The sequence below is a fragment of the Bradyrhizobium sp. Ses1 genome (assembly GCF_059512365.1).
On record NZ_JCAMOQ010000001.1, the window covers coordinates 220,283 to 244,090 of the forward strand.

Here is a 23,808-nt window from a genome sequence, read left to right on the forward strand (position 1 = left end):
GATGCGTTGATCTTCAACGTTTTTTTCGAGGGCAGTCTAATCCGCTTTGCACGGGGGTTCGTGCATAGCACTTACTTGGAGGTTAACAATGAAGGTGGCAAAGAGCCTTATCCTCGGCTCAGCGGCGGCTCTGCTCGCCGTGGGCGGGGCACAGGCGGCCGATCTTCCCGTCAAGGCCAAAGCGGTCGAGTACGTGAAGGTTTGTTCGCTCTACGGTGCCGGTTTCTGGTACATCCCGGGCACCGATACCTGCATGAAGATCGGTGGTTATCTGCGTGTCGACACCACGTTCAACGGCGGCATCTACGACGGGCCGGCCTGGAACGGTGATGCGGGTCAGCGCAACCGGTATCAAGACTACTTCTCCGCCCGCTCTCGTATGGCGTTGACGGTCGATACCCGCACAGCAACGGAATATGGCGTCGTCCGCACCTTCGGTCAGGCCGACTTCCAGTTCGATACGCTGGGCAACAACACCTACAACCCGAACTCGATCAACCAGAGCCTGCCGGTCGCAGGTGCCAACCTGCTGCACACGCCGGGCGGCGGCTATGTCGCGGTCGAGTATGCGTTCATCCAGTTCGCGGGCTTCACCTTCGGTAAGTCCTCGTCCGCATTCGCGACGCCTTGGAACGGCTATCCGGGCAACAACTCGTCGTTCCTGCTCGGCGGTCATGACACCGTCACCGGCGTGAACAACATCCAGTACACCGCGCAGTTCGGCAACGGCATTTCGGGCACCATCGGCCTCGATGATCCGACCGTCTTCAACCGCACCGTGGTTGCCAACCTGTCGCTGCCTCTCTCCGCGACCGGTGGTATCTCCAACGCCTATGCCGGCGTGCATGCGCCCGACATCGTCGGTAACATCCGCATCGATCAGGCTTGGGGTCTATTCCAGATTTCGGCTTCGGCGCATGAAGTCAGCGGCTCCTACAACGTGCTGAACACCGCTGCGGCTCCTGCCGGTGGCGTCGGTCTGCCGGGTGCGGCTCCGACCGGTGCTTCGGAACTGTCCGGTCACCCTGACACCAAGTGGGGTGGTGCGGTGATGGCTGCGTTGCAGATCAAGAACATCCCGACCGGCCCCGGCGACGACTTCAAGATCGACGCCACTTACGCCGTCGGCAACACCAAGCAGGTCATCTCGACTTCGTCGGCCTCGCCGAGCTTTGCGATGTTCGGCAGCACGAGCCGGCTCGGTGCCTATCAGAGCGTCGGCTTTGGTGCGACCACTGACGGTGTGTATCTTCCGACCGCGTTCGGTGGCGATGGTTCGATCCACCTGACCAAGGCTTGGGGTATCCGTGGTGCGTTCAACCACAACTGGGATCCCTACTGGTCGACCAGCGTGTTCGGCAGCTACGCCGCCGTGAGCTACGACAACACCGCCAAGGCGTTCATCTGCGCCAACTACACCGGCACCAAGGTCGTCACTGCGGACTATAGCTGCAACCCGGACTTCGCCGTGTCGCAGCTCGGTACGGTCACCCGCTGGACCCCGGTCAAGAACCTGACGTTCTCGGCTGAATTCATGTGGTTCCACCTCGACCAGAAGTTCTCTGGTGGTGCCGTTCTCGCCGTGCCCGCTCCGAAGCCGGCCACGCTTTACGAATACAAGGATCAGGATACGTACAGCCTGAACCTCCGCGTTCAGCGCAACTTCTGATCCGCTCGATCTGAAGCATCTCTAGAGAATCCCCGGCGGGCAACTGCCGGGGATTTTTCTTTGCGTGAGTGGTCAGTGGCGAATAGCGAATAGGGAGTAGGGAGTAGGGAGTAGGGAGTAGGGAGCAAGGAGTAGGGAGCAAGGAGTAGGGAATGCGAGCGGGCATCGCGCATTCCATCACACTTCGCCATTCGCCATTCGCCACCTCCGTAGCTTCGGCATAGTGCACATCAAAAAAATATGATTTACTCAGGTAATTTTCTAAGGTAGTAAGGACTTAAGTCGGCGCAGCATGGTCGGCCCGTTAGGTCTCGCTGAGACAGAACCTCTTAATGCTAAACCTCCGAAACCTCCGGCAATGCCCTGCCGGAGGTTTTTCATTACGGCGATCGCGGCAGGGCTCCGCACCCGGCTCCAACTGATTCGGCCTGATTCGGGTATCGGCGGTGGTCGACCGAAGCTCCGACGATTGTGGCGCGATCGTCCGATCAATCCTGCCTTTGCATCATCGCAACGCCGGCCTCGCTGCCGCAGCGCTCGGGCGGCTTCTCGCCCTTGATGGCGCAGAAGCGGGAAAAGGGGCGGCCGTTGAGACGCAGCGTGCCCGCATAGCCATTCCCGACCACCAGCCCGTCGAAGACGAAGGGGTGGCCCTCCTGCCGCAGAACCATGTGCGCCCCATCGCGCCTCCAGTGTCCGGAAAGCGTGGCCTGGATCGGCCTGCCGCTTGCGGCATCGCGCCCGTCCTCGCGGTAGCTGCCGTCCGGACTCATGCGCCACGTGTAGACGTAGTGCGGGAAAGCGTCGGGAATGATCGCCGTCCAGACAATGTCATCCGCTTCCGCACCGGCATCGCGCGAAAGCCCAGGGGCGACCTGCAGGCACCAGAGCAGCGCGCACCAGGCTGCGAATAGGAAAAACCGGCCGACCATTCATTTGCCTTGTGTTGATTCCCGCGTTGGCTGGGCGCGACGCTCGCTCCGTCGTCGTTATTTCGTCGCTGGTCGCGCGTTGCACCGCTGTCGTCTCGTCGAAAGACAGGGCCAATCCCACACGACGTCGTCATTGCTGTGCATGTTCACTAATTCGCTGATCGAATGGTTTGGGTCTGGGCCTCAGCAAATTCCTTGGGTGTTTTGCCGCCCAGGGCCTGATGCGGCCTGAAGTTGTTGTAGTAGATCAGATATTCGAAGAGCTCGTTTGCGAAGCGGTCGAGGTTGTCGAAGGTTGCGCCGTCGATGACGTCGTCGTCCAACGTTCGCCAGAAGCGTTCGACCTTGCCATTGGTTTGCGGGCGGTAGGGCCTGGTGTAGCGATGCTTGATGCCGAGTTCGAGCAGCATGGCCTCGAAGGGGTGCTCGTCGGGCGTGTTCCGGGAGGCGAACTCGGCGCCGTTGTCGGAGAGGATTTCGGCGAACTGAACCCGGTAGGTCACCTTGAGGGTGTTGATCATCTTCAAGGTCTTGAACATGACCGGCAGCGCTTTTTTCGAGGTCAGGACCTCGGCCCAGGCCAGACGCGAGCAGCTGTCGACGAGGCTGACGATATAGGCAGGGCTCGGCGGCGGCACCAGGAACATGTCGCGGCACAACTGGTGCAGGTCGACATGGCCGAGCTCGCCGATCTTGTCCTTGATAATGCGACGTTTCTCCTCGCGCATGGCCACCGTGCGGCGGTCCAGCTGGTAGCGCCGCAGCACCCGGTAGATGGTCGAGGGCGACGGTATCCCGGCCCTGGCGATGGGCGGGCTGACCTACATCACTGGCGAAGCCGATGGCGAGCCCACCGATCCCGGCTACCCGATCGGGGACTCCATCGGCGGCCTGTTCGGCGCGGTCGGCGTGCTCGCGGCGTTGTGGAAGCGGGCGCGGGATCCGGATGCTCCCGGCGAAGAGATCGATCTCGCATTGACCGAGGCGGTGTTCCGGTTGCTCGATGTCCTTCCTATCGAGTTCGACCAGCTTGGTTTCGTGCGCAGCCGGATCGGCAAATGCCAACGGCTATTCCGCGCCCGCGGCGGTGTTTCGCACTTACACGGAATTGCTGGCCGGCCGCGTCGATGCCACGTTGACCGCGATCAGCACGGCCTTGCCTTATATCCAAAGCGGCAAGTTCCGTGTGCTGGGTGTGGCGTCAGTCGATCGCAGCCCGATCTATCCGGACGCTCCCACCTTGCGTGAGCAAGGTCTGCCCAACGTGATCGCGGCCGGCTGGTACGGCTTCATGGCGCCGGCGGCCACGCCGCGCTCCATCGTGGATCGTCTGCAGGACAAGATCGTCCGCATCCTTGCCGATCCCGACGTGAAGCAAAAGCTGTTCGGCCAGGGGCTGGAAGTCCGCGGCAGCACGGCCGCGGAGTTCGGCACGTTCATCGACGCGGAAACGAGCAAATGGGGCCAGTTGATCCGCGACGCCGGCCTCAAAGGAGAATGAGGATCACAACGCTTTTGCCGGCCACGGCTGTTGCGGTGCAAAGAAGTCTTCGAGTGATTTGAGCAAAGCTTGATCGACACGTACTGGGTCGCTTCAGGGCCATCATGGCCCACTTGGAATCCAATGTACCAGTGCGCTTGCACCGCGCTGGTTGAGCACTCACGAACACCTGCCTCGCGCGCAGGCACGATCGCGCCGTGTCTCTGTGCGCATCGTTGGAATGAAAAGCGTGAAGTGCATCATTCATTGGAATCCTTTTCCAGACATCGGTCCTCTCGTCGCCATATTTTGGGATGATTTGTTTTTGCAACGAGCGTAACGTCGCTCGCTAAGAAAAAAGAATGATCTTGGGAGGAATGCGCCGATGAGTCGGACGAAGTATTTCGTTTGGGCATCCATTACCTGTCGCTTGCTGCCGACAGGGCACTCGCAGGATCACGCTTCCGCCAGGACCTAGCCGATGATCGCCATAGCGACATCGTTGTCCCGCAGTTCGGGAATCCTTGCGATTGGGTTGGTTGCCGTCGGAACTTGGCTGACACCCGGTGCCGCCGCAGCGGATGTTGCGCTGCAGGTGACCAACGCCCGCGTGCCCGCAGCCGACGAGATCGGCATTAATCTCCCGCTACTGATGACGATCAGGAACGATGCGACCGAGCCCGACGCGATACTGCGGGTCCGCTGTCCGTTCGCGAACTTCTCCGAAAAGCACACCGTCGATCGTGGCGAGGGTGCGCCGGCCATGCGCGAGATCAAGTCGATTCCGATTCCGGAAAACAAGACCACCGAGCTCAAGCGCGACGGATATCACGTGATGCTGCTGCAGACGCGGCAGAAGCTTGTCGACGGCGAGAAGTTCACATGCGCCGTCGTCTTCCAGAAAGCCGGAACCAAGGAAACGGAGGTGGAGGTTTCACGAACGCCGTGATCGCGACAACGGGCAAGGTGAGCCCGCTGAATGAGGCTTCTCGACTGAGCGGTTCGGATGTGCCGGACGCTCGATCCAACATGAACTTGCCAAAGGAGGGCATTTGCTCATGGAGCGATTTTCAGGTCACGCAAGAAGAATCACCGGGCGAGCGGGTCTGCTCGCTGCAGCAGTCGCCGCCGGAGGCATGATGGCGGCATTGCCAGCTTTCGCCGCTGACGAGGTCAACCAGGAACGGCTGCTCAACGTCGACAAGGAACCGGGCAACTGGCTTCATCATCACCAGAACTACTCCGCGCACCGGTTCTCCTCCCTCAAGGAGATCAACCGCGATACCGTCAAGAACCTGAAGGTCGCCTGGACCATGCATCTCGGCGGCATCGAGCCGGGCGGCATCTGGAGCCATGGCGGCCTCGAAGGCACGCCGATCGCCGAAAACGGCTTCCTCTACGTCACCGATGGATGGGGCTCGGTCTACAAGATCGACGCGCATGGCGGCCGCGGCCAGCTGGTCTGGAAGATGGATCCCAAGACCGACCGCGACTGGGCCGGTGCCGTCGCCTGCTGCGGCGTCGACAACCGCGGCGTCGCCTTGTGGGGCAATCTCGTCATTTCCCACACGCTGGACGGTCGGCTGATCGCGACCAACAAGGAGACCGGTCAGGTCGCCTGGCAACGCACCGTCGCCGATCCTGACAAGGGCGAGGTCATCACCGGCGCGCCCCTGATCGTCAAGAACATGGCGATAACAGGCGTGGCCGGCGCCGAATACGGCATCCGCGGCTGGATCGCCGCGACCGATCTCAACACCCAAAAGGAACTCTGGCGCACGCACACGATTCCGGGCAAGGGCGAGCCGGGCAGCGATACGTGGAAGGACAGCAACAACGCGGCCGCCGCCGGCGGCGGTTCGACCTGGGTGACCGGCAGCTACGATCCGTCGACCGACACCATCATTTGGGGCGTCGGCAATCCGGGACCCGATTGGGACAACGAGTATCGGCCGGGCGACAACCTCTACACCGACAGCTCGCTGGCCCTCGATGCCAACACCGGCAAGATCAAGTGGCACTATCAGCACACGCCGAACGACCCTTACGACTATGACAGCGTGGCGGAGAATGTGCTGGTCGATATCCCCGGACCCAGCGGACCGCGCAAGCTCGCGCTCGAGGCCGACCGCAACGGCTTCGCCTATGCGATCGATCGCACCACCGGCAAGTTCATCTGGGGCCTTCCGTTCGTCAAGAAGGTCACTTGGACCAAGGGGCTCGATGCGGAGACCGGCAAGCCGATCGAGTACGATCCGAACAAGGCGGTGCAGACTTACGTCGCCTCGGTGACGCCGAGCCGCACCAACATGGAAACCGACATCTGCCCCGGCAACATGGGCGGCAAGAACTGGCCGCCGACCGCCTACAATCCGGACCTGAAGCTCTGGTACATCCCTGTCATCGAGAGCTGCAACCGGATCAAGGTCGAGGTCGCTACGCCCGACAAGCTGAAGCCGCGTGAGTTCTGGACCGGCGGTGGTCCGAGCCAGCCGTTCAAGATCACGGGCAGCGTCACCGCGATCGACGTCACCACCGGCAAGATCGCCGGCAAGATGGAAACGCCGTTCCCCAACCTGGGCGGCATTCTTGCAACCCCTGATCTCGTCTTCAGCGGGCAGCCGTCCGGCGAAGTGATGGCGCTTGATGCCAAGTCGCTGCAGAAGCTCTGGGAGTTCAACACCGGAGGCGGCGTCAACGCACCGCCGATGACCTTCACGGTCGATGGCAAGCAGTATCTCGCCATCCTCGTCGGTCTCGGCGGCGCCTGGGACAAGTGGTTCATCGATTCGACGCCCGAGCTGAAGAAGATCCAGCCGGGATCGATGCTCTACGTGTTCGCGCTCTGACTTTCCAACCATGGAGGGCCCGCAATGTCGGGCCCTCCCGTTTCGTCAACAAGAGACGTCATGATGATCTTCAACGCATCCCCGGCGGCGGCACGCGTGCTGCTTATGAGTGTCGTCGCCCTGACTCTTTCGATGCCAGCCGCAGCTTTCGGCCAGTCGGCGCAGGCGACGGCTTCGGATCCAACCAATGCCGGCAAGGCGGTGTTCAGCAAGGCCAATTGCATGGGTTGCCACAAATGGCACGGCAATGGCGGCGGCGGTTACGGTGGCGATGCGCTGTCGCTGCGCAAGACCGTGCTGACGCGTGAGCAAATCATTGAAACCGTCAGTTGCGGGCGGCCCTCTACTGGCATGCCGTTCTTCGTGCGCGGCGCCTATGATGAGGTGAAGTGTTACGGCATGAACCGCGAGGAGGCAGGCGGCCACATGCCGCCTGAGGCCGGAACGTTCCTGCGGCAGAAGGATATCGAGGCGGTCGCCGACTATGTGCTTGCGCATATCAAGGGCGCCGGCGAGCCGACTTATGCGGAATGCGTCACCTTCTTCTCGAGCACGTCGCGGGTCTGCGACATCTACAAGAAGCAGGATGATGCGACGGCCAGCACGGGGAAGAGCCAGTGACGATCAGACTGAAGCTTTGTGCAATCCTCAGCGTCCTGCTCGCCTGGCAGGCGGTCGCGTTCGCCAATTCTTCGGCCCGGACGGAAGAATTCGGCGGCAACGACCTGCGCGACATCCGCCTCGGCATGGCCGTGAACGAACTGGCGGAATCAGGCTATGTAGACCTCTACTGTGCGACGGATCCAAGACATACGCTGACCGGCTGGAAAGACTGGCGTGACTGTCCTGCCGGCGCCAGCGGGGCGCGGGCAGTCCGGTTTGGATATGATCCCACGACCAGCCGGGACGGCACGATGGTGGCCGGCCATCCGGCGCTTCTCACCCTGTTGATCGACGATAGCGGGCATGTTTCCGGATTGCTGATCGAGACCGATCCGAAGGCGCGTCTCTATATCCGGAAGAAGGCATTCCTGCTCGGGCTGCAGGCCAAGTCGCGCTATGGCGCCGAGGGCTGGGCCTGCACCGAAGGCCAGCCGGATTCCGGAGACCAGCCGGTCGGCGGCGTCTACCTCAAGGAACGCTGCACCAAGACCATCGGCGGCCGCTCACTCGTCGTCGAACGCAACCTGTTCCGCCGGCCCGATCAGGACACCAAGAGCTTCGTCGACGAAACGCGGATCAGCATCCTGCGCGCCAAGGAATAGAGCGTTTTCGAGCGAAGTGGATACCGGTTCGCGTGAAGAAAACGCGTCAAACAAGAATCTAAAGCGTTTCCGCTTCACTCAGGCTCCATACCGAGCCGTCTTTCCTCGCGCCGAAGGTTGTTCGGCGTGGCGCCCCACGTCCGTTTCATGGTTGCGGTCATATGGCTGTTGCTGGAAAAGCCGGCGGCTTTCGCCACCGCGGCGAAAGGCATATCGGTCGTCTTGGTAAGCCGCTCGACAAGGGCAAGCCTCTGCGTGACGACATATTGGTGGGGTGCCTGGCCGGACGATTGCCGGAAGGCGCGCAGGAAATGGCTCGGTGAAAGTCCGGCCACTTCGGCAAGGCGACCGACGGACAGGCTCTCCGACAGATTGGCGTGGATGTAGTCCGTCACGGCGCGCCATGCCCTTGGTGAAAGACCGCCGCTGCGCAAACGGCGCGGCCGGTCGCTGAACGACGAATAGCTGCGCAAGAGGTGAGTGCCAAACAGCGTGATCAACGCGTCAAGACAGAGGTCGTTCGCGGCTTCGCCGCGCTGGAATTCGGCGCGGATCAGATTGGCGAGCTGCAGCGCCTGTTGGTCGACCAAGCCGGGTTTGGGTGGCCGGAACTCGAAATCCTTGTTCTGAAACTCGGCTCCGGCGAGCTCAGCCAGACGGTGTTGGTCGTGCGCGATGAGCAGGTTCTCCTTCGTGACGCACCAACGCGCGAACAGGTCAGCCTCGGCCGGCACCACCTCGATCGTCCCGACCGGCGCCAGCGTGACCGTCTTCCGGCTGCTGTTGAGAGCGATTTCGCGATTGGGTTGCGGCGTCAACATCACCAGCGCCATATGCGCCGGCGCCTTGAAGGCGATTTCGTTCGGGCCAGTCCGCGTTCGTGTGACCGCGCCGCTTTCGGTGTCGAACTTGGGACCCCAGGCGTCGGGAACGCAAGCTAGCAACGCTGGCAAGTCCTTCCTCCACAACATCACTTCGGCGGATGCCGCCGACCTCGTCCACGACGCAAGCACTCGCTCGATCAGTCGACGGCACGCTAGCAGAAAGTGATCAGGTTGTCGAAATACCACCCAGTTTCATCACGTGGGGCGCGCCTGGTTGATGAAATGGCATCGATCATCGGGCAAGGGATAGACTTGGTACAAGGAGAGAAAATATGACTGATCACAGCATCGAGGGTAAGACTGTCATCATCGCCGGCGGTGCGAAGAATCTCGGCGGCCTGCTCGCCCGAGACCTTGCCATGCACGGCGCGAAAGCCGTCGCCATTCACTACAATAGCGCTGCAACCAAACCAGCCGCCGACGAGACGGTAAAAGCCATCAATGCTGCCGGCGCCAAGGCCGTGGCCTTTCAAGGCGACCTCACGACCGCCGCTGCCGTCGAGAAGCTGTTCGCCGAAACCGTTGCCGCCATCGGCAAGCCAGACATCGCCGTCAATACCGTCGGCAAGGTGCTCAAGAAGCCGATGGCCGAGATCACCGAAACAGAATTCGACGAGATGAGCGCAGTAATGCGAAGTCCGCCTTCTTCTTCCTCAAGGAAGCGGGCAAGACGCTTAACGATAACGGCAAGATCTGCACCCTGGTGACGTCCCTGCTGGGTGCGTTCACGCCGTTCTATGCGGCCTATGCTGGCATGAAAGCGCCGGTCGAACACTTTACGCGGGCCGGGGCCAAGGAGTTCGGCGCCCGGGGCATTTCGGTGACGGCGATCGGCCCCGGTCCGATGGACACGCCCTTCTTCTATCCGGCCGAAGGCGCCGATGCGGTCGCCTATCACAAGACCGCGGCAGCCCTGTCGAAGTTGACCAGGACGGGTCTCACCGATATCCAGGATATCGTGCCCTGGATTCGCTTCATGGTGTCTGACGGTTGGTGGATGACGGGTCAGACCATTCTCGTCAACGGCGGCTACACCACGAAGTGAGGCGTCCGCCAGCCAGATCCCTGGTTGGCGTCGCAGTTCGAACTGATCGGAACGTGCCAGGGTTCCTGGCACGTTGTCACATGCCGTCAGAGCCTGAGGCTCATTGTGACGTCAACCGGGGGGCACTCCGATGGATGGCTACAATGACCTGCATCAGAGCCATGAGATCTTCGTCCACATTCGTATCATCGTCGGAATGATCCTGGGCATCAGCCTTGCCCGGCTCGTCAGCGGTGTAACGCGGTTCATTCAGCACCCCGGCAAGGAGAGGATCAACCTCCTCCATATTGGATGGGCTATCTTCCTGTTCCTCGCCATCATCCACTTCTGGTGGTTCGAATTCGCGCTGTCCAGGATCGAGCGGTGGACGTTCGAGAGCTATTTTCTCATCATCTGCTACGCGGTGGTGTTCGTGATGCTGTCCGCGATGATCTTTCCGGATAACATCGGTGAACATGAGGGGCTGAAGGAGTATTTCTGGGATCGCAGGAGGGTATTCTACGTTCTCGTTTTGATTCTATTTTCGATCGATGTTTTCGATACGCTCCTGAAAGGCGCGAACTACTACAAGCAATTCTACGGCTGGTATTATCCGGTGAGGCAGAGCCTGCTGATCGGCGGGACAATAGGGGCGCTGCTTTCAGCTTCCGAACGGTACCACGTCTCGTTCGTCGCCTCTGCGCTGGCAATCCAGATTATCTGGGTCGTGAGTTTGTTCGACGTGATGGGTCCGAACTGAGCCGGTCGACGCGGCGGCATGGCGCACCGCGGCTGTTCGGATCGCTCTACGTCGCACGCAATAGGTATCAACTCCTCTGTGAGTCAGGATCATCTTCGGCGAGAAGGGATCAGCCTCCAGTTCGCGTCGCAAGCGCTTCACCTGAACATCAATGCGTCGATCAAAGACGTCATCGCTTGCGTGCACTGGTGCGGAGATCTACATCCGCGTAGCGGGGCCGCGCATGACGATCTTCAGAATGTCAGCCGGCAGCGGCCGCTTCAGCGCTTGGATTCGTCCTATCGTGTGCACGGCCCGATATCGCGCTTCGCGTTTATACCCGAAAAGGTAGGTTAAAAAGGCACATCCCTGGAACTACCATTCGGCGCCAAACCCTAGCGCATTTTTCCGGAGCCCCCTGAAGGCCCCGTCGCCCCGGCAGGGCCGTTCTGTGAACCTCGCACGAAAAGGTAGGGCAATCGTGCTGTCCAACAAGGTGCTGACACATATCTATCGCGGCCGCGATCAAGCGCGGAAGGGCCAAGGTTGCCGCGTGCTGGTCCGCGGCAACAAGAACCGGTGCCTCGTTGAGTTCATGGACGGATTCCGGTTGATGACGAACCGCAACACGCTTCGAACGATCAAGCCGGCGAAGTCAGGGCGGCTCCGCTGAGCGCAAGGGCGCAGCACCGCCGAAGCGGCCACCCCTGCCGAACTGCTTCACCTTTCCGCACGCGAATGCCGTAGTTTTCCGGGGAAGAACGGGAGCCGCCGCGGTGTTAGCACTGTCAAAGAAACCGGCGCCCGGTACATTTTCAGCGTCTCAAGCATTTCCCGATCTGGTCCGCGAAGCCCATCCAATCAATTGCTCGTTTCGATCCGTATTCAAGAGATTATCTCGAGGGATCATGGGACGCCGTTGGTCTGACCTGGACGTCGACGATCTCAAGCGAATGGCGCGTCGCGATTACCCCGCACAGAGCATCGCGCGGATGCTGCATCGATCTCCGAGTGGCGTCATCGCGAAGGCGCACGAGTTGAAGATCTCCCTTCAGTCGCATCACCGGCTGCTTCCTCGCGGATTCAAGCGGCCCCGGCCACGCGGGTTTCCGCTCGCCTGAGCCGCAGCGCCATCCCTGACGTTGCGAATGAACTCGTTTCCGTGGCGAAGCGCGGTCACGAAAACAAGTGGGAACCGCTCCAGTCGTAACCGCCTGGATATATTGTCGCACCACACGGCGCGCATTAAATGTGATTAGATGTCGCGCAACTTCTGATTTAATATTTTGTAGTTTGGTGAATTTAATTCGATGGGTTCGTTTCCATTCTGTAAGAAAGAGATTTGGATGCTCAACTCAGAAGAGACCCCATGGTCGAATCCCAATCCGCGTCTGATCGGCGCGATTTCCTGAAAACTCGCGGCGATTTTGCTTCCGGCGACCGCGGAAGCCGCAACGGCAAGAGCGACGTAGGAGGATAATCGAGAGGTCGCCCGTGGCCGCCGAATACGCGGCCTGAATTTGCGGGCGGGCGCAGCGCACAATCCCGTCATTTAATTGTCATTTATTCCGCATTTTGCGGAATGCGATTTCGTTGCTCGAACTTGGTCGACATCATTATCCAGGTGCCAAGGAGGAAAATATGGCGAATTCCATCAAGAGCCAGGCCGCCCAGCAATTGTTGGGAACTGAAGGGTTTTTTCCAGATTCCCGGGCCTTCGATTGGCCTTTCCCTCATCGATCCCGTCAACAATTTGATCATCGGCACCCGCCACGACGATGTCCTTGCCGCACAGGCTGACGGCGACATTGTGTTGGGCCTTGCCGGCGCTGATCATTTGAGCAGCGCATTCAACCGGACCGCGTTGATCGGCGGTCGCGGCGATGACACTTTGACAACCAATGTTGTCGTGCCGCAGGGCGATTTGCACGGACTTGCCATTCAGTTCGGCGGAACGGGCAATGACCACCTCGATGGGACCGTCACTCTTCAGGGTGAGAGCACGCCTCAGAGCACCGAGAAGACCGCAGATGTGCTCCTCGATGGTGGCAGCGGAAACGACGTTATCAACGCCACAGCAAATGTGGCGCCTCGGGTCTTCGAAACTGTAACCGTCAGCACCCACGTGTTCGGCGGAAGCGGCGATGATACCATTCATGCCCTTGCGGATGGCCACAACGCCTTCGGAGATAGTATCGTCATGAACACCGTCGACGGTGGCTCCGGCGATGACCACATCACGGCTCGTGCCGAAACAGAATTCTCTGGGCTCAACAGCAGCGCCAGCAACGTGCTCTTCGGTGGTGACGGCAACGACGTGCTGGACGCCTCCGCTATAGGACAATCCAATTCCACCGACCTGGTGACAAATGAGCTTCACGGCGGTCGGGGCGACGACATATTGCGCGCTTTCAATCTGACAGACTCAAATAGCAGCACGCCGGTCGGCATCAACCAGCTTTGGGGCGATGACGGCAACGACACCCTCGAGGCGACTCATTCTACCGATGGGGAGAACGCCGTTACGGATCTCACGAATTATCTGGACGGCGGGAGAGGCAATGACACCTTGATTGCGAACTCCACCGCGCTTGGTGAAGCCGTTCGCGCACTCAATCAACTCGAGGGCGGTAGCGGAAACGACAGCCTCACGGCACATCTCGACGCGGTAGCCGGCGGTAGGCTTGGTTCTCCCGGGGGGGAGCTCTACAATGTCGCGAATGTCCTGAATGGCGGGGCCGGAGATGACCAACTGACCGCGTTTCTTTCGGCAACTCCCATTCCCGGGGTTATGGACAACTCTGTTGCCGAGAACCGCCTGGATGGCGGCGCTGGAAATGATGTCCTGACGGCAACTGTTGCGCCAGGTTCGCTCGGATCGAGCTTCCTCAACGGTGGTGCAGGCAACGATCAGCTTACGGTCATTGGCGGGTCAGGAAACGTCCTCGATGGCGGCGATGGCAACGACAGGCTCACGAGCGGCATCGGAAACGACAATATGCTTGGTGAGCGCGGCGCGGATACGTTCGTCTTTGCCGCCCAGAACGGGCATGACACGGCCGATTTCCAAACCGGGCGGGACAAGATCGATCTCACGGCCTTGGCGGCGAACAACATCCACGATTTTGGCGACTTGAATATCCAGGTGACCGGTGGAAACACCGTCATTCACTTTGATGCCAATAATGACGTCACCATCGCGGGCGTTCAGAACCTCAGCGCAAGTGATTTTTGGTTCGCCTAGCTGGCTGGCGCGGTCCATCTTCGGAAAAACGGCCTGCGGGCCATCGCGATGTCTGCTCGTACCTTGATGAGCAGACATCGCCGGCTCAATCGCAGCCGTGCGCTCGAGTAGGGCGGGAGAATTGCTGGGCGTCCTCATTACCGATGACTGCCAAGGGCGCCGACGGCCAACGATTGCGGAGGCCGGATGCCCGTCCACGTCGAAGAAGCGGCGTGATCGTTGCAAACGCGACCTTGGAAACGCGACCCTTGCAAATTTGTAATCGCGTGAACACCAAGGCGCCATCGGGACGACCAAAAGCCGCCGACGTTTGAGGACTATATGAGGTCCTCGGCCCCACCGGAATTCGCACCGATGTTGTTTCAAGCTGTAATTGTTTGCCTGACGGTCCTCAGCGTTGGCCTTCTCATCGCCCACATGGTCGACGCCCTCAGGACATGAGGCAGCGTCGCTTCGCGCGGCTCAGCCCGCAATCCGATATCACGATCGCGCTTCGTGGCGACGAAAGTACACGTATGCCCCAACGGCAAGGTAATTGGTCGCGACCGCGATCACATTCCACATGACGATGTTCTTTGAGCCGATCGATACGCCATAGATCACCCTGAGAATTTGAAAAGTGCCCATGATGGCTGCCATTCGGGGTCATGCCGACGCTGGAGCGCCGATTCAGCATCGCAATGAGGTCGGGCAGAGCTGCGAAGGTTGTCCCGAATCCCGCCACGAAGCCGATGATTTGAGTGAGGTCCATCATTTCTCCCCTCAACGCGCGACCAGCCGTTGATATATTGTGCGGTGCTCCCCAGGGCGCAAAATACGATCAGTCGCAAAAATACGATCAGTCTTGGGCTGGACCGTTTTCGAGCGAAGCATGCCCTCGGGCTTGATCCGAGGGGGACACCGGTTTGCATAGCAACCGGCGCTCTAGGGACTTTTTCCGTCGAGAAGGGCGGGTTTCTTCTACTTGAAGACCCGCGGCGAGCGCCGTTACACCAGCTTGCGCTGCTTCTGGCGTGCCCCAAGCCGCTCAAAGCGGTGTCGTTGGTCCGGAGCGGCGCCGCCGCTGCTCCGGACCAACGTGCTGTGATGACGCGTGTGCTTGCCGCGTGGGCAAGACCTCATAGGGAGGCTTGATATGTCGCGTTCAACGCTAGCACTTATTGCTATGATGACGCTTCTCTCGATGGGCTTCGTTCTTTGTCCTCAAGACCCTGCCAATGCTGCCACGTTCTGTGCGCAGTTAAGGGGGGCGAAAGCGGCAGGACAGCCTGACTGCTCATTTTCGACGCTGGATAAGTGTCGCGCGCGCGTCAGGCACAGGGGCGGCGGACACTGCTACAAACTGACCCACTGACCAGACAGCACAAATGCACCACGCATCCTGGATTGCGAGGACCGCGGCTGGTGCGAGCGGAGCGCCTTCGATAGGGATGCGGTCGGCTTCAACCGACGGCGGGTTTATCCCGTGCGCCCCGATCCGATAGCGCGGATCAAGACGCGCCGACCTTAGGGAAAATGTTCGACGAGCAAGGGAGCCCCCAAATGTACGCCAATATTCTCTTGAGCACGGATGGATCGGATGTCGCGAGAAAAGGCGTTGAGCATGGGATTGCTTTAGCAAAGGCCTTGAATGCCAAAGTGACAGTCATCGCGGTGACGGAGCCTCTGCCGATCGGGAGTGGGCACGGGGGATGGATTCCCGCGCAGGAAATGTTCGATAGCTTTGACGCAGCCTGCAAGGAACGTGCGGGCAAAGCGCTCGATGAAGCGCGAGCCGTGGCGGAGCAGGTCGGGATATCTGCAGAACTCTTGCATGTTCCGAATGCGCACCCAGCCACTGCGATTATCGACACAGCAAAGTCCAGAGGCTGCGACTTGATCGTCATGGCCTCTCATGGGCGTCGCGGCCTCAGGAAGCTATGGTTGGGGAGTCAAACATCGGAGGTCCTGGCGGACGGAAGCGTGCCGGTGTTGGTCGTGCGGTAACAAACATAAATGATGGTGCAGGGTGTGGTGAAGCCGGCTCCTTGGCTGGGCTTCGCCGGCAAACCCGATGTCCGCCATGCGGTAACACCGGCAATGCTCTGATCGAGCGGAAGATTTCTGCTATCTTCCAGGCCAAAATATTCGCGGAGATGATTCGCTAAGTCGTTGATTTGGTTGATTTATCTGGTGCTGCCGGACAGGATTGAACTGTCGACCTCTCCCTTACCAAGGGAGTGCTCTACCACTGAGCTACGGCAGCGTGCCCGGGAATAAAGAATCGGCCTAGTTGGCGCCTCCGGGCGCGCCGGTTCTTGCCACAAGCCCCCCTTCGGTGCAAGCGCGGGGACGGGAGACAGCTCGCAAAAACGCTTCGTCCGGTCGAAATTCGGCCAATCCGGCGCGCTTCGGTTCCCCGGGGCGCGCTCGGGAGTGCGGCTTTGGCCGGTTCATCCTGCCACCGCACGGAAGACCGGGGGAGCCCACCTCCCCGATCGACCGGTGCATGTCCCTCGGCGCCTGGTCTATTGTCATGCAAGTTTGAAAGACGGATGCAACATGCAGGACGAGAAGGACAGGCAGGAGCGGCAGAGCGCGATCGCATCGAGCGAATCAAGACAGCATCGCCTCAAGCTCGCGCTGCGAGATAACCTCAAGCGGCGGAAATCGCAGGCGCGCGGGCGTAGCGGTCCTGCATCTTCCGAAACGGCCGAGGGCAGACTAGATGACGCGAGCGGCGGCGAGCCGGATCGCTAGCCGGTCCCAACTGCTGGGCAGGTGGTGCGCCCGTGTTTTGGTAAGAGGAGTGAGTTGCTGAGATGGCTGCAGAAGCGATGGCGAATCCGATCGGCGCGAGGTCCCTCGCGTTTCCGCGGCACGAGCAGACTTTTCCGACCCTGACCGAGCATGAGATCGAGCGCATGCGCCGGTTCGGCGAGGTCAGGCACTATAGCGACGGCGAAGCGCTGTTCGAGACCGGCAAGCCGGGACCGGGGATGTTCGTGGTGCTCTCGGGCACGGTCGCGATCACCCAGCGCGATGGCCTCGGCCATGTCACGCCGGTGATCGACCAAGGGCCTGGACAATTCCTGGCCGAGATTGCCCAGCTCTCCGGCCGGCCCGCGCTGGTCGACGGCCATGCCGAAGGCGATGTCGAGACGCTCTTGATTCCGCCGGAAAGATTGCGGGCGCTGTTGGTGGCCGAAGCCGATCTCGGCGAGCGCATCATGCGCGCGCTGATCCTGCGTCGCGTCAACCTGATCCAGGGCGGCGTCGGCGGCCCCGTGCTGATCGGCCCGCCGTCGCTCGGAAAGATCGCGCAGTTGCAGAATTTCCTGGCGCGCAACGGCCAGCCCTATCACGTGGTCGATCCCGCCACCGACAAGGATGCGGCCGACCTGATCGCGCGTTATTCGGCCACGCGCGCCGAACTGCCGCTGGTGGTCTGCCCCAACGGCAACGTGTTGCGTAACCCATCCGAGACTGCGCTTGCGATGGCGATGGGCATGATCGGCGACCACGCCCATGACAAGCTCTATGACGTTGCCGTCGTCGGCAGCGGGCCGGCCGGGCTCGCCACCGCCGTCTACGCAGCGTCCGAAGGCCTGTCGGTCGCGGTGCTCGATTCGCGCGCCTTTGGCGGCCAGGCCGGCGCCAGCGCCCGTATCGAGAATTATCTGGGCTTTCCGACCGGCATTTCCGGCCAGGCGCTTGCCGGCCGCGCCTTCAACCAGGCGCAGAAATTCGGCGCCGATATCCTGATCCCGGTTTCCGTCAGATCGCTCGACTGCTCCAAGCGGGACGGCCTGTTCTCGATCGCGACCGAATGCGGGCACACCTTGCGTGCAAGATCGATCGTGGTGGCGAGCGGGGCGCGCTATCGCCGGCCGAGCATCGAGAACCTCGAGGCCTTCGAGGGCCGCGGCGTCTGGTACTGGGCCTCGCCGATCGAGGCCAAGCTGTGTGCGGGGCAGGACGTGGTGCTGGTCGGCGGCGGCAATTCGGCTGGCCAGGCCGCAGTGTTCCTGTCGGGCCATGTGCGCAAGGTCTACATGATGATCCGCGGCGGCGGCCTCGGGGCCAGCATGTCACGTTATTTGATTGAACGCATCGAGGCGACGCCGAACATCGAACTGATGTTCAACACCGAGATCACAGCGCTGGAAGGCGGCGAGGACGCTACGCTCCAACGCGCGCGCTGGAAGAGCCGCCTGGCGCCGGAGCAGCACACGCTCGACGTCAACAACGTGTTCCTGTTCGTCGGCGCCGATCCCGCGACCGGGTGGCTCGAGGGCTGCGGCGTCAAGGTTGACCGCGGAGGCTTTGTGCTCACCGGCCAGAACGGGCCGGGACAAGTGCTGGAAACCACGGTGCCCGGCGTGTTCGCCGTTGGCGATGTCCGCTCCGGATCGGTCAAGCGCGTCGGCGGCGCGATCGGCGAGGGCGCGCAGGTCGTCGCGGCGCTGCACGGCTTCCTCGCCGACAACGCCAATTCCACGGCTTAGGAAAGAGCAGATGTCGAAAGGCTGCACCCATATCGCCGGCATCCAGACCGTCACGCCGAGTGCGCTCGGCTGCGAGGAGTGCTTAAAGAGCGGCAGCCAATGGCTGCATTTGCGGATCTGCCGTACCTGCGGCCATGTCGGCTGCTGCGACGATTCCCCCAACAAGCATGCGACCGCGCATTTCCACGCGACCGGCCATCCGATCATCGAAGGCTACGATCCGCCGGAAGGCTGGGGCTGGTGCTATGTCGATCGCGTGCTGTTCGACCTGTCGAACCGCAAGACGCCGCATAACGGTCCGATCCCGCGCTACTACTAATTCAAATCATTCGGTGGTCGTTATCGGTGTGCTGTCATTTATAACAGGCATGCAAACAGTTTCGGCAGATCTCATACTTTAGTTTATTCGCATCACATCCAATCATCTTATCATCATCATGTAAATCGTGCTTTCGGTCCGCGAGGCATGTAACAATCTCACTTGCTGCATCGTAGTGTTCAGCGCGGTTCTCAATGGGGAGTGCTTCACATGGTCCTGGGTATGAGCTTGGCCACGTTTACGCTTGTTCACGTGGTGATCAGCCTGGTTGCAATCGTCGCTGGTCTTGTCGTGATGTTCGCCCTGCTTGGCTCGAGACAGACGCCGGGGCTCACCGCGGTGTTCCTGCTGTTCACGATCCTCACCAGCGTCACCGGCTTTCTGTTTCCGTTCAAGGAGCTGCTGCCCTCGCACATCTTCGGGATCATTTCGCTGGTCCTGCTCGCGATCGCCTGCATCGCGCTCTATGTCATGAAGCTTTCGGGCGCCTGGCGTCCGATCTACATCGTGACGGCGATGATATCGCTCTATCTCAACGTCTTCGTGCTGGTGGTTCAGTCCTTCCTCAAGATACCCCCGCTGCACGCGTTGGCGCCGAGCGTGCCGCCGGCGCCCCCGTCCGGCCCGGTCTTCGCCGTCGTGCAGGGCATCGTGCTGGTGCTGTTCGTGGTGGCGATCATCGGCATCTGGCGGCGCTTCAGGCCGATGACCTCGTTCGCGTGACTGACATCGCGGTTTGATAATCGCAGGGCGATTTTGAAATCCGGAGCATGCCTCGACCGGTATGTTCCATCGGCTTCACTCGTACGAAAGGCTGCGCGATGCCCACGATCACCACCAAAGACGGCGTCATGATTTTCTACAAGGACTGGGGCAGTGGTCAGCCCATCGTGTTCAGTCACGGTTGGCCGTTGTCATCTGATGACTGGGACACCCAGATGCTGTTCTTCCTCAATCATGGCTTTCGCGTGATCGCGCATGACCGCCGCGGCCACGGCCGATCGAGCCAGGTGAGCGATGGCCACGACATGGATCACTATGCCGACGACCTCGCGGCGGTGACCGCACATCTCGATTTGAAGAACGCCGTTCACGTCGGTCATTCCACCGGCGGCGGCGAGGTGGTCCACTATATCGCGCGGCACGGTGAGAGCCGGGTGGCGAAGGCGGCGATCATCAGCGCGGTGCCGCCGTTGATGCTGCAGACCCCGGCCAATCCGGGCGGCCTGCCCAAGGATGTCTTTGACGGGCTGCAGGCGCAGCTCGCCGCCAATCGCTCGCAATTCTATCGCGAGCTCGCCGCGGGCCCGTTCTACGGCTACAACCGGCCAGGCGCCAAACCTTCGGAAGCCATCATCCAGAACTGGTGGCGCCAGGGCATGATGGGCGGCGCCAAGGCGCATTACGATGGGATCGTCGCCTTCTCGCAAACCGACTTCACCGAAGACCTGAAGAAGATCAACGTGCCCGTTCTCGTCATGCATGGCGATGACGACCAGATCGTGCCCTATGCCGACGCCGGGCCGCTGTCCGCCAAGCTGTTGAAGAACGGCACGCTGAAGACCTACAAGGGCTTTCCGCACGGCATGCCCACCACGGAAGCTGCCACCATCAACGCCGACCTGCTCGCGTTCATCAAGGGCTGAGCGGGCCTTCTTTCACCTCTCCCCGCGCGCGGGGAGAGGTGAAATTCAAGCGCAGCTTGAATTTCGGGTGAGGAAGAGTCTCCGCGAGTCCGTCTGTCACCCTTTATGCGGATAGAGCCCCTCACCCCAACCCTCCCAGGGCGAGCTATGCTCGTCTCGCCCCCGTAGGCCGGGGAGAGGGAACAGCTACTCATCGCGTCCGGGCACTCATTCGAACATCGCGCGGATTGCCGCGAACATCCGCCTGGCGAGAAGCTCCGGCGTCTCGCGGGCGCCCTCGGCGGCCCAGAACTCGCCGCCGACGCGCATCGCGCCGGTAGCGATCATCGCGACCAGCCGCGCCTGCATCTTGTCTGTCTTGTTGCCTGTGCGCCTCAGAAGCGCATCGGCCAGCGTGCGCTCGAGCTTTTCATACTTGAGTTGATCGCGCGCCTGCAGCGCCGGGTTGTCCTGCTTCAACCGCGCCAACGCCACCACTTCGGCGGGATCGAGCTGGCCGGCCATTGCGATGATGGCGTTCTCCGCCGCCGCGAGCATGGATTCGCCGGCAGGCCGCGCCGCGACCGCCGCGATCAGGGCCGCGCTGGCTTCCTCCTGCCAAGCGAACACGACATCTTCCTTGGAAGCGAAATAGTGGAAGAAGGTGCGGCGGGAGATGTCGGCGGCGGCGACGATGTCGTCGAGCGTGGTCGCCTCGAAGCCGCGCTCCAGGAACAGCGCCATTGCCGCCCGCGTCAGCTTCTCCCGTGTCTCCTGCCGCTTGCGCGCCCGCAGGCCCGGCGCCACGGGAGGCGCGGTTTTCTCCTTTGATGACCTGCCCTTAGCTGGTCTGCGCAGATTCGCCGGTCGCTTCAAATCCTTCACCACTTGCAAAGATGCACTTAGTGCACATTTAGGGAACCACACCCCGATTCGACCAGGAGATATAAGCATGAGCGGCTGGAGCACTGCAGACATTCCACCCCAGACCGGCAAAACCGCCGTGATCACCGGCGCCACCGGCGGGCTCGGCTATGAGACCGCGCTGGCGCTGGCGGGCGCCGGCGCGACCGTGGTTCTGACCGGCCGCAACGACATCAAGGGCAGGCACGCGCTCGAGCGCATCCGTGCGCAATATCCGAAGGCCGACGTCAGCTACGAGACGCTCGATCTGGCGAGCCTTGCCTCGGTCGCCGACTTTGCCGGGCGCTTTGCCATCAGCCGTCCTTCGGTCGATCTCCTCATCAACAATGCCGGCGTGATGGCGCTGCCGAAGCGGCGGACGACGCAGGACGGTTTCGAGATGCAGCTCGGCACCAATTATCTCGGCCATTACGCGCTCACCGCGCGCCTGCTGCCGCAGCTTCGCCGCGGCCTTAAGCCCCGGGTCGTCAATCTCTCGAGTCTGGCGCACCGCTCCGGCGCGATCGATTTCGCTGACCTGCAGTCGGAGCGGTCCTACCGCCCGTGGCGCGCCTACAGCCAGTCGAAACTGGCGATGCTGATATTTGCGCTCGAATTGCAGCGCCGCAGCGACGCTGCCGGCTGGGGCCTGATGAGCAATGCCGCCCATCCCGGCTATGCGCGCACCGACCTGATCCCGAATGGCCCGGGCACGAGGAGCCTATCCTCGTATTTCAGCCGCTTGCTGCAACCCTATGCCAGCCAGTCCGCCGCGGCCGGTGCGTTGCCGACATTATTTGCCGCAACCTCGCCGGCCGCCGAGCCCGGCGGCTATTATGGCCCGAACTGGTTCTACGAGTTGAAGGGCCCGCCGGTCGAGGCGAAGATCATGCCGCAGGCGAAGGATGCCGCGGTCGCGGCGATGCTGTGGGAGGCCTCGGCGACGCTAACCGGGGTCTCCTTCGACCAGTTCGCGGCGGCCGCCTGAAAAGCCCACGGAATTGCCCTAAATTTCAACACTTTTGCGGTAGCCCCTTGCTTCGATAGGTTTTTCGCGGATCAGAGCAAGAGGCAGCATGGATCGCATCCGAATCGTCGGCGGCAACGAGCTTAACGGCACCATTTCGATATCGGGCGCGAAGAATGCCGCGCTGCCTCTGATGATCGCGGCGCTCCTCACAAAGGAGACGCTGATCCTCGACAACGTGCCGCGGCTTGCCGACGTCGCGCAGCTCCAGCGCATCCTCGGCAATCACGGCGTCGACATCATGTCCGCGGGCAAGCGGCCCGGCGACCGCGAGTACCAGGGCCAGACCCTGCACATCTCGGCCGCCGACATTATCGACACCACCGCGCCGTATGATTTGGTGTCGCGGATGCGCGCCAGCTTCTGGGTGATCGCGCCGCTGATTGCGCGCATGCATGAGGCGAGGGTGTCGCTGCCGGGCGGCTGCGCCATCGGCACCCGGCCGGTCGACCTCCTGATCATGGCGCTGGAGAAGCTCGGAGCGGAGATCTCGATCGACGGCGGCTATGTGGTCGCGAAAGCGCCCGGTGGCCTGCGCGGCGCCGACATCGCTTTCCCCAAGGTCACGGTGAGCGGCACCCATGTCGCGCTGATGGCGGCGACGCTTGCCAGGGGGACCAGCGTCATCACCAACGCCGCCTGCGAGCCTGAAATCGCCGATGTTGCCGCCTGCCTGAACAAGATGGGCGGGCGCATCACCGGTGCCGGCACGCCCCGCATCATCGTCGAGGGTGTCGCCAGCCTCCACGGCGCGCGCCACACCGTGCTGCCGGATCGCATCGAGGCCGGCACCTATGCGATGGCGGTCGCGATGACCGGCGGCGAGGTGCAGTTGTCCGGCGCACGGCCGGAATTGCTGCAATCGGCGCTCGATGTACTCTGCGAAGCCGGCGCCACCGTCAGCGTCAACAATGATGGTATCCGCATCGGCCGCAACGGCGCCGGCCTTCGCCCGGTCAAGGTCACGACCGCGCCGTTCCCCGGCTTCCCGACCGATCTGCAGGCGCAACTGATGGCGCTGATGACCTGCGCCGACGGTGCGTCCGTCATCACCGAGACCATCTTCGAGAACCGCTTCATGCATGTGCAGGAACTGGCGCGGTTCGGCGCCAGGATATCGCTCGACGGCGAGACCGCCACGATAAGCGGCACCGACAGATTGCGCGGCGCGCCGGTCATGGCGACGGACCTGCGCGCGTCCGTCTCACTGGTCATCGCCGGCCTTGCCGCCGAGGGCGAGACCATGGTCAACCGCGTCTACCATCTCGATCGCGGCTTCGAGCGGCTGGAGGAGAAGTTGTCGGCCTGCGGCGCGTCGATCGAGCGCATCAGGGACTGATATCGGGGGAACCGGTTCTGAT

22 protein-coding genes, 1 tRNA gene and 2 pseudogenes are annotated in these 23,808 nt (G+C 61.6%); 18 read left to right on the top strand and 7 right to left on the bottom strand.

What is annotated here, in order from left to right:
- Positions 1-88 precede the first annotated feature (88 nt).
- Positions 89-1,669, top strand: coding sequence for a porin (locus AC5ZG5_RS01025; RefSeq protein WP_130227602.1), 1,581 nt, complete (start codon positions 89-91; stop codon positions 1,667-1,669).
- Positions 1,670-2,157: 488 nt separating this feature from the next.
- Here the strand turns inward: AC5ZG5_RS01025 and AC5ZG5_RS01030 are convergent, their stop codons facing one another.
- Both AC5ZG5_RS01030 and AC5ZG5_RS01035 read right to left on the bottom strand, forming a co-directional pair.
- Positions 2,158-2,601: a hypothetical protein gene (locus tag AC5ZG5_RS01030; protein WP_456640748.1), complete on the bottom strand. Its 444-nt coding sequence runs from the start codon at positions 2,599-2,601 to the stop codon at positions 2,158-2,160.
- Positions 2,602-2,750: 149 nt separating this feature from the next.
- Complete coding sequence (locus AC5ZG5_RS01035; RefSeq protein ID WP_456640749.1) at positions 2,751-3,368, bottom strand: integrase core domain-containing protein; 618 nt, start codon at positions 3,366-3,368, stop codon at positions 2,751-2,753.
- Between the two features lie 37 nt (positions 3,369-3,405).
- Here AC5ZG5_RS01035 and AC5ZG5_RS01040 point away from each other — a divergent pair.
- The 6 genes and pseudogenes from AC5ZG5_RS01040 to AC5ZG5_RS01065 form a co-directional block, all read left to right on the top strand.
- A pseudogene (locus tag AC5ZG5_RS01040) lies at positions 3,406-4,102 on the top strand (Bug family tripartite tricarboxylate transporter substrate binding protein); the annotation flags it as partial.
- 460 nt (positions 4,103-4,562) lie between these two features.
- On the top strand, positions 4,563-5,030 hold the full coding sequence (locus AC5ZG5_RS01045; RefSeq protein WP_456640750.1) for a copper chaperone PCu(A)C: 468 nt from the start codon (positions 4,563-4,565) through the stop codon (positions 5,028-5,030).
- Entirely contained in the window at positions 5,027-5,221 is a 195-nt protein-coding gene (locus AC5ZG5_RS01050; protein WP_165435341.1) for a hypothetical protein, read from the top strand. The genes AC5ZG5_RS01045 and AC5ZG5_RS01050 overlap by 4 nt, the downstream gene beginning before the upstream one ends.
- Entirely contained in the window at positions 5,221-6,930 is a 1,710-nt protein-coding gene (locus AC5ZG5_RS01055; RefSeq protein ID WP_245474849.1) for a PQQ-dependent dehydrogenase, methanol/ethanol family, read from the top strand. The genes AC5ZG5_RS01050 and AC5ZG5_RS01055 overlap by 1 nt, the downstream gene beginning before the upstream one ends.
- A 132-nt stretch (positions 6,931-7,062) precedes the next feature.
- Positions 7,063-7,551: a c-type cytochrome gene (locus tag AC5ZG5_RS01060; protein WP_051396781.1), complete on the top strand. Its 489-nt coding sequence runs from the start codon at positions 7,063-7,065 to the stop codon at positions 7,549-7,551.
- Positions 7,548-8,195, top strand: coding sequence for a hypothetical protein (locus AC5ZG5_RS01065; protein WP_456640751.1), 648 nt, complete (start codon positions 7,548-7,550; stop codon positions 8,193-8,195). Before AC5ZG5_RS01060 ends, AC5ZG5_RS01065 begins: the two co-directional genes overlap by 4 nt.
- Before the next feature lie 74 nt (positions 8,196-8,269).
- Here AC5ZG5_RS01065 and AC5ZG5_RS01070 read toward each other — a convergent pair whose 3' ends face one another.
- Positions 8,270-9,148, bottom strand: a complete 879-nt coding sequence (locus AC5ZG5_RS01070; protein ID WP_456640752.1) for an AraC family transcriptional regulator — start codon at positions 9,146-9,148, stop codon at positions 8,270-8,272.
- Between the two features lie 203 nt (positions 9,149-9,351).
- Between AC5ZG5_RS01070 and AC5ZG5_RS01075 the strand changes: the two are divergent.
- Both AC5ZG5_RS01075 and AC5ZG5_RS01080 read left to right on the top strand, forming a co-directional pair.
- Positions 9,352-10,124, top strand: a pseudogene (locus AC5ZG5_RS01075) (SDR family oxidoreductase).
- A gap of 130 nt (positions 10,125-10,254) precedes the next feature.
- Complete coding sequence (locus AC5ZG5_RS01080) at positions 10,255-10,863, top strand: hypothetical protein (RefSeq protein WP_028164415.1); 609 nt, start codon at positions 10,255-10,257, stop codon at positions 10,861-10,863.
- Here the strand turns inward: AC5ZG5_RS01080 and AC5ZG5_RS01085 are convergent.
- A complete protein-coding gene (locus AC5ZG5_RS01085; protein ID WP_456640753.1) occupies positions 10,765-11,049 on the bottom strand; it encodes a winged helix-turn-helix domain-containing protein in 285 nt (94 codons plus the stop codon). The genes AC5ZG5_RS01080 and AC5ZG5_RS01085 overlap by 99 nt on opposite strands.
- Before the next feature lie 274 nt (positions 11,050-11,323).
- Between AC5ZG5_RS01085 and AC5ZG5_RS01090 the strand changes: the two genes are divergently transcribed.
- Together AC5ZG5_RS01090 and AC5ZG5_RS01095 are read left to right on the top strand one after the other, a co-directional pair.
- Positions 11,324-11,515, top strand: coding sequence for a hypothetical protein (locus AC5ZG5_RS01090; RefSeq protein WP_028164416.1), 192 nt, complete (start codon positions 11,324-11,326; stop codon positions 11,513-11,515).
- 930 nt (positions 11,516-12,445) lie between these two features.
- Positions 12,446-14,086 (top strand): calcium-binding protein, encoded by a 1,641-nt coding sequence (locus AC5ZG5_RS01095; RefSeq protein WP_456640754.1) that lies wholly within the window; start codon positions 12,446-12,448, stop codon positions 14,084-14,086.
- 480 nt (positions 14,087-14,566) lie between these two features.
- Here AC5ZG5_RS01095 and AC5ZG5_RS01100 read toward each other — a convergent pair whose 3' ends face one another.
- The gene (locus tag AC5ZG5_RS01100; RefSeq protein ID WP_456640755.1) at positions 14,567-14,725 is read right to left on the bottom strand and encodes a hypothetical protein; all 159 of its coding nucleotides are present in this window, start codon (positions 14,723-14,725) and stop codon (positions 14,567-14,569) included.
- Positions 14,726-15,628: 903 nt separating this feature from the next.
- Between AC5ZG5_RS01100 and AC5ZG5_RS01105 the strand changes: the two genes are divergently transcribed.
- Entirely contained in the window at positions 15,629-16,072 is a 444-nt protein-coding gene (locus tag AC5ZG5_RS01105; protein WP_028164419.1) for a universal stress protein, read from the top strand.
- A gap of 184 nt (positions 16,073-16,256) precedes the next feature.
- Here AC5ZG5_RS01105 and AC5ZG5_RS01110 read toward each other — a convergent pair.
- Positions 16,257-16,331: transfer RNA gene (locus AC5ZG5_RS01110), tRNA-Thr, on the bottom strand.
- A 556-nt stretch (positions 16,332-16,887) separates the two neighbouring features.
- On the opposite strand from AC5ZG5_RS01110, the gene AC5ZG5_RS01115 reads away from it, so the two are divergent.
- The 4 genes from AC5ZG5_RS01115 (at position 16,888) to AC5ZG5_RS01130 (ending at position 20,538) form a co-directional block, all read left to right on the top strand.
- Positions 16,888-18,573, top strand: a complete 1,686-nt coding sequence (locus AC5ZG5_RS01115; protein WP_456640756.1) for an FAD-dependent oxidoreductase — start codon at positions 16,888-16,890, stop codon at positions 18,571-18,573.
- Positions 18,574-18,583: 10 nt separating this feature from the next.
- The gene (locus AC5ZG5_RS01120; RefSeq protein WP_456640757.1) at positions 18,584-18,892 is read left to right on the top strand and encodes a UBP-type zinc finger domain-containing protein; all 309 of its coding nucleotides are present in this window, start codon (positions 18,584-18,586) and stop codon (positions 18,890-18,892) included.
- 210 nt (positions 18,893-19,102) lie between these two features.
- Positions 19,103-19,615 (top strand): hypothetical protein, encoded by a 513-nt coding sequence (locus tag AC5ZG5_RS01125; protein ID WP_456640758.1) that lies wholly within the window; start codon positions 19,103-19,105, stop codon positions 19,613-19,615.
- Positions 19,616-19,713: 98 nt separating this feature from the next.
- Positions 19,714-20,538, top strand: coding sequence for an alpha/beta fold hydrolase (locus AC5ZG5_RS01130; RefSeq protein WP_028164423.1), 825 nt, complete (start codon positions 19,714-19,716; stop codon positions 20,536-20,538).
- A 207-nt stretch (positions 20,539-20,745) separates the two neighbouring features.
- Here AC5ZG5_RS01130 and AC5ZG5_RS01135 read toward each other — a convergent pair whose 3' ends face one another.
- The gene (locus AC5ZG5_RS01135; RefSeq protein ID WP_456640759.1) at positions 20,746-21,324 is read right to left on the bottom strand and encodes a TetR family transcriptional regulator; all 579 of its coding nucleotides are present in this window, start codon (positions 21,322-21,324) and stop codon (positions 20,746-20,748) included.
- A gap of 145 nt (positions 21,325-21,469) precedes the next feature.
- Between AC5ZG5_RS01135 and AC5ZG5_RS01140 the strand changes: the two genes are divergently transcribed.
- A complete protein-coding gene (locus AC5ZG5_RS01140) occupies positions 21,470-22,408 on the top strand; it encodes an SDR family oxidoreductase (RefSeq protein WP_456640760.1) in 939 nt (312 codons plus the stop codon).
- A gap of 88 nt (positions 22,409-22,496) precedes the next feature.
- On the top strand, positions 22,497-23,786 hold the full coding sequence (murA, locus tag AC5ZG5_RS01145) for a UDP-N-acetylglucosamine 1-carboxyvinyltransferase (protein WP_456640761.1): 1,290 nt from the start codon (positions 22,497-22,499) through the stop codon (positions 23,784-23,786).
- The last annotated feature ends 22 nt before the right edge of the window (positions 23,787-23,808 follow it).

Excerpts from the sequence above, each read along its gene's own strand:
- AC5ZG5_RS01025 (WP_130227602.1), top strand. The coding sequence starts at position 89 with ATGAAGGTGGCAAAGAGCCTTATCCTCGGCTCAGCGGCGGCTCTGCTC.
- AC5ZG5_RS01030 (WP_456640748.1), bottom strand. The coding sequence starts at position 2,601 with ATGGTCGGCCGGTTTTTCCTATTCGCAGCCTGGTGCGCGCTGCTCTGG.
- AC5ZG5_RS01045 (WP_456640750.1), top strand. The coding sequence starts at position 4,563 with ATGATCGCCATAGCGACATCGTTGTCCCGCAGTTCGGGAATCCTTGCG.
- AC5ZG5_RS01055 (WP_245474849.1), top strand. The coding sequence starts at position 5,221 with ATGGCGGCATTGCCAGCTTTCGCCGCTGACGAGGTCAACCAGGAACGG.
- AC5ZG5_RS01060 (WP_051396781.1), top strand. The coding sequence starts at position 7,063 with ATGCCAGCCGCAGCTTTCGGCCAGTCGGCGCAGGCGACGGCTTCGGAT.
- AC5ZG5_RS01080 (WP_028164415.1), top strand. The coding sequence starts at position 10,255 with ATGGATGGCTACAATGACCTGCATCAGAGCCATGAGATCTTCGTCCAC.
- AC5ZG5_RS01100 (WP_456640755.1), bottom strand. The coding sequence starts at position 14,725 with ATGGCAGCCATCATGGGCACTTTTCAAATTCTCAGGGTGATCTATGGC.
- AC5ZG5_RS01105 (WP_028164419.1), top strand. The coding sequence starts at position 15,629 with ATGTACGCCAATATTCTCTTGAGCACGGATGGATCGGATGTCGCGAGA.
- AC5ZG5_RS01115 (WP_456640756.1), top strand. The coding sequence starts at position 16,888 with ATGGCTGCAGAAGCGATGGCGAATCCGATCGGCGCGAGGTCCCTCGCG.
- AC5ZG5_RS01120 (WP_456640757.1), top strand. The coding sequence starts at position 18,584 with ATGTCGAAAGGCTGCACCCATATCGCCGGCATCCAGACCGTCACGCCG.
- AC5ZG5_RS01125 (WP_456640758.1), top strand. The coding sequence starts at position 19,103 with ATGGTCCTGGGTATGAGCTTGGCCACGTTTACGCTTGTTCACGTGGTG.
- AC5ZG5_RS01130 (WP_028164423.1), top strand. The coding sequence starts at position 19,714 with ATGCCCACGATCACCACCAAAGACGGCGTCATGATTTTCTACAAGGAC.
- AC5ZG5_RS01140 (WP_456640760.1), top strand. The coding sequence starts at position 21,470 with ATGAGCGGCTGGAGCACTGCAGACATTCCACCCCAGACCGGCAAAACC.
- murA (WP_456640761.1), top strand. The coding sequence starts at position 22,497 with ATGGATCGCATCCGAATCGTCGGCGGCAACGAGCTTAACGGCACCATT.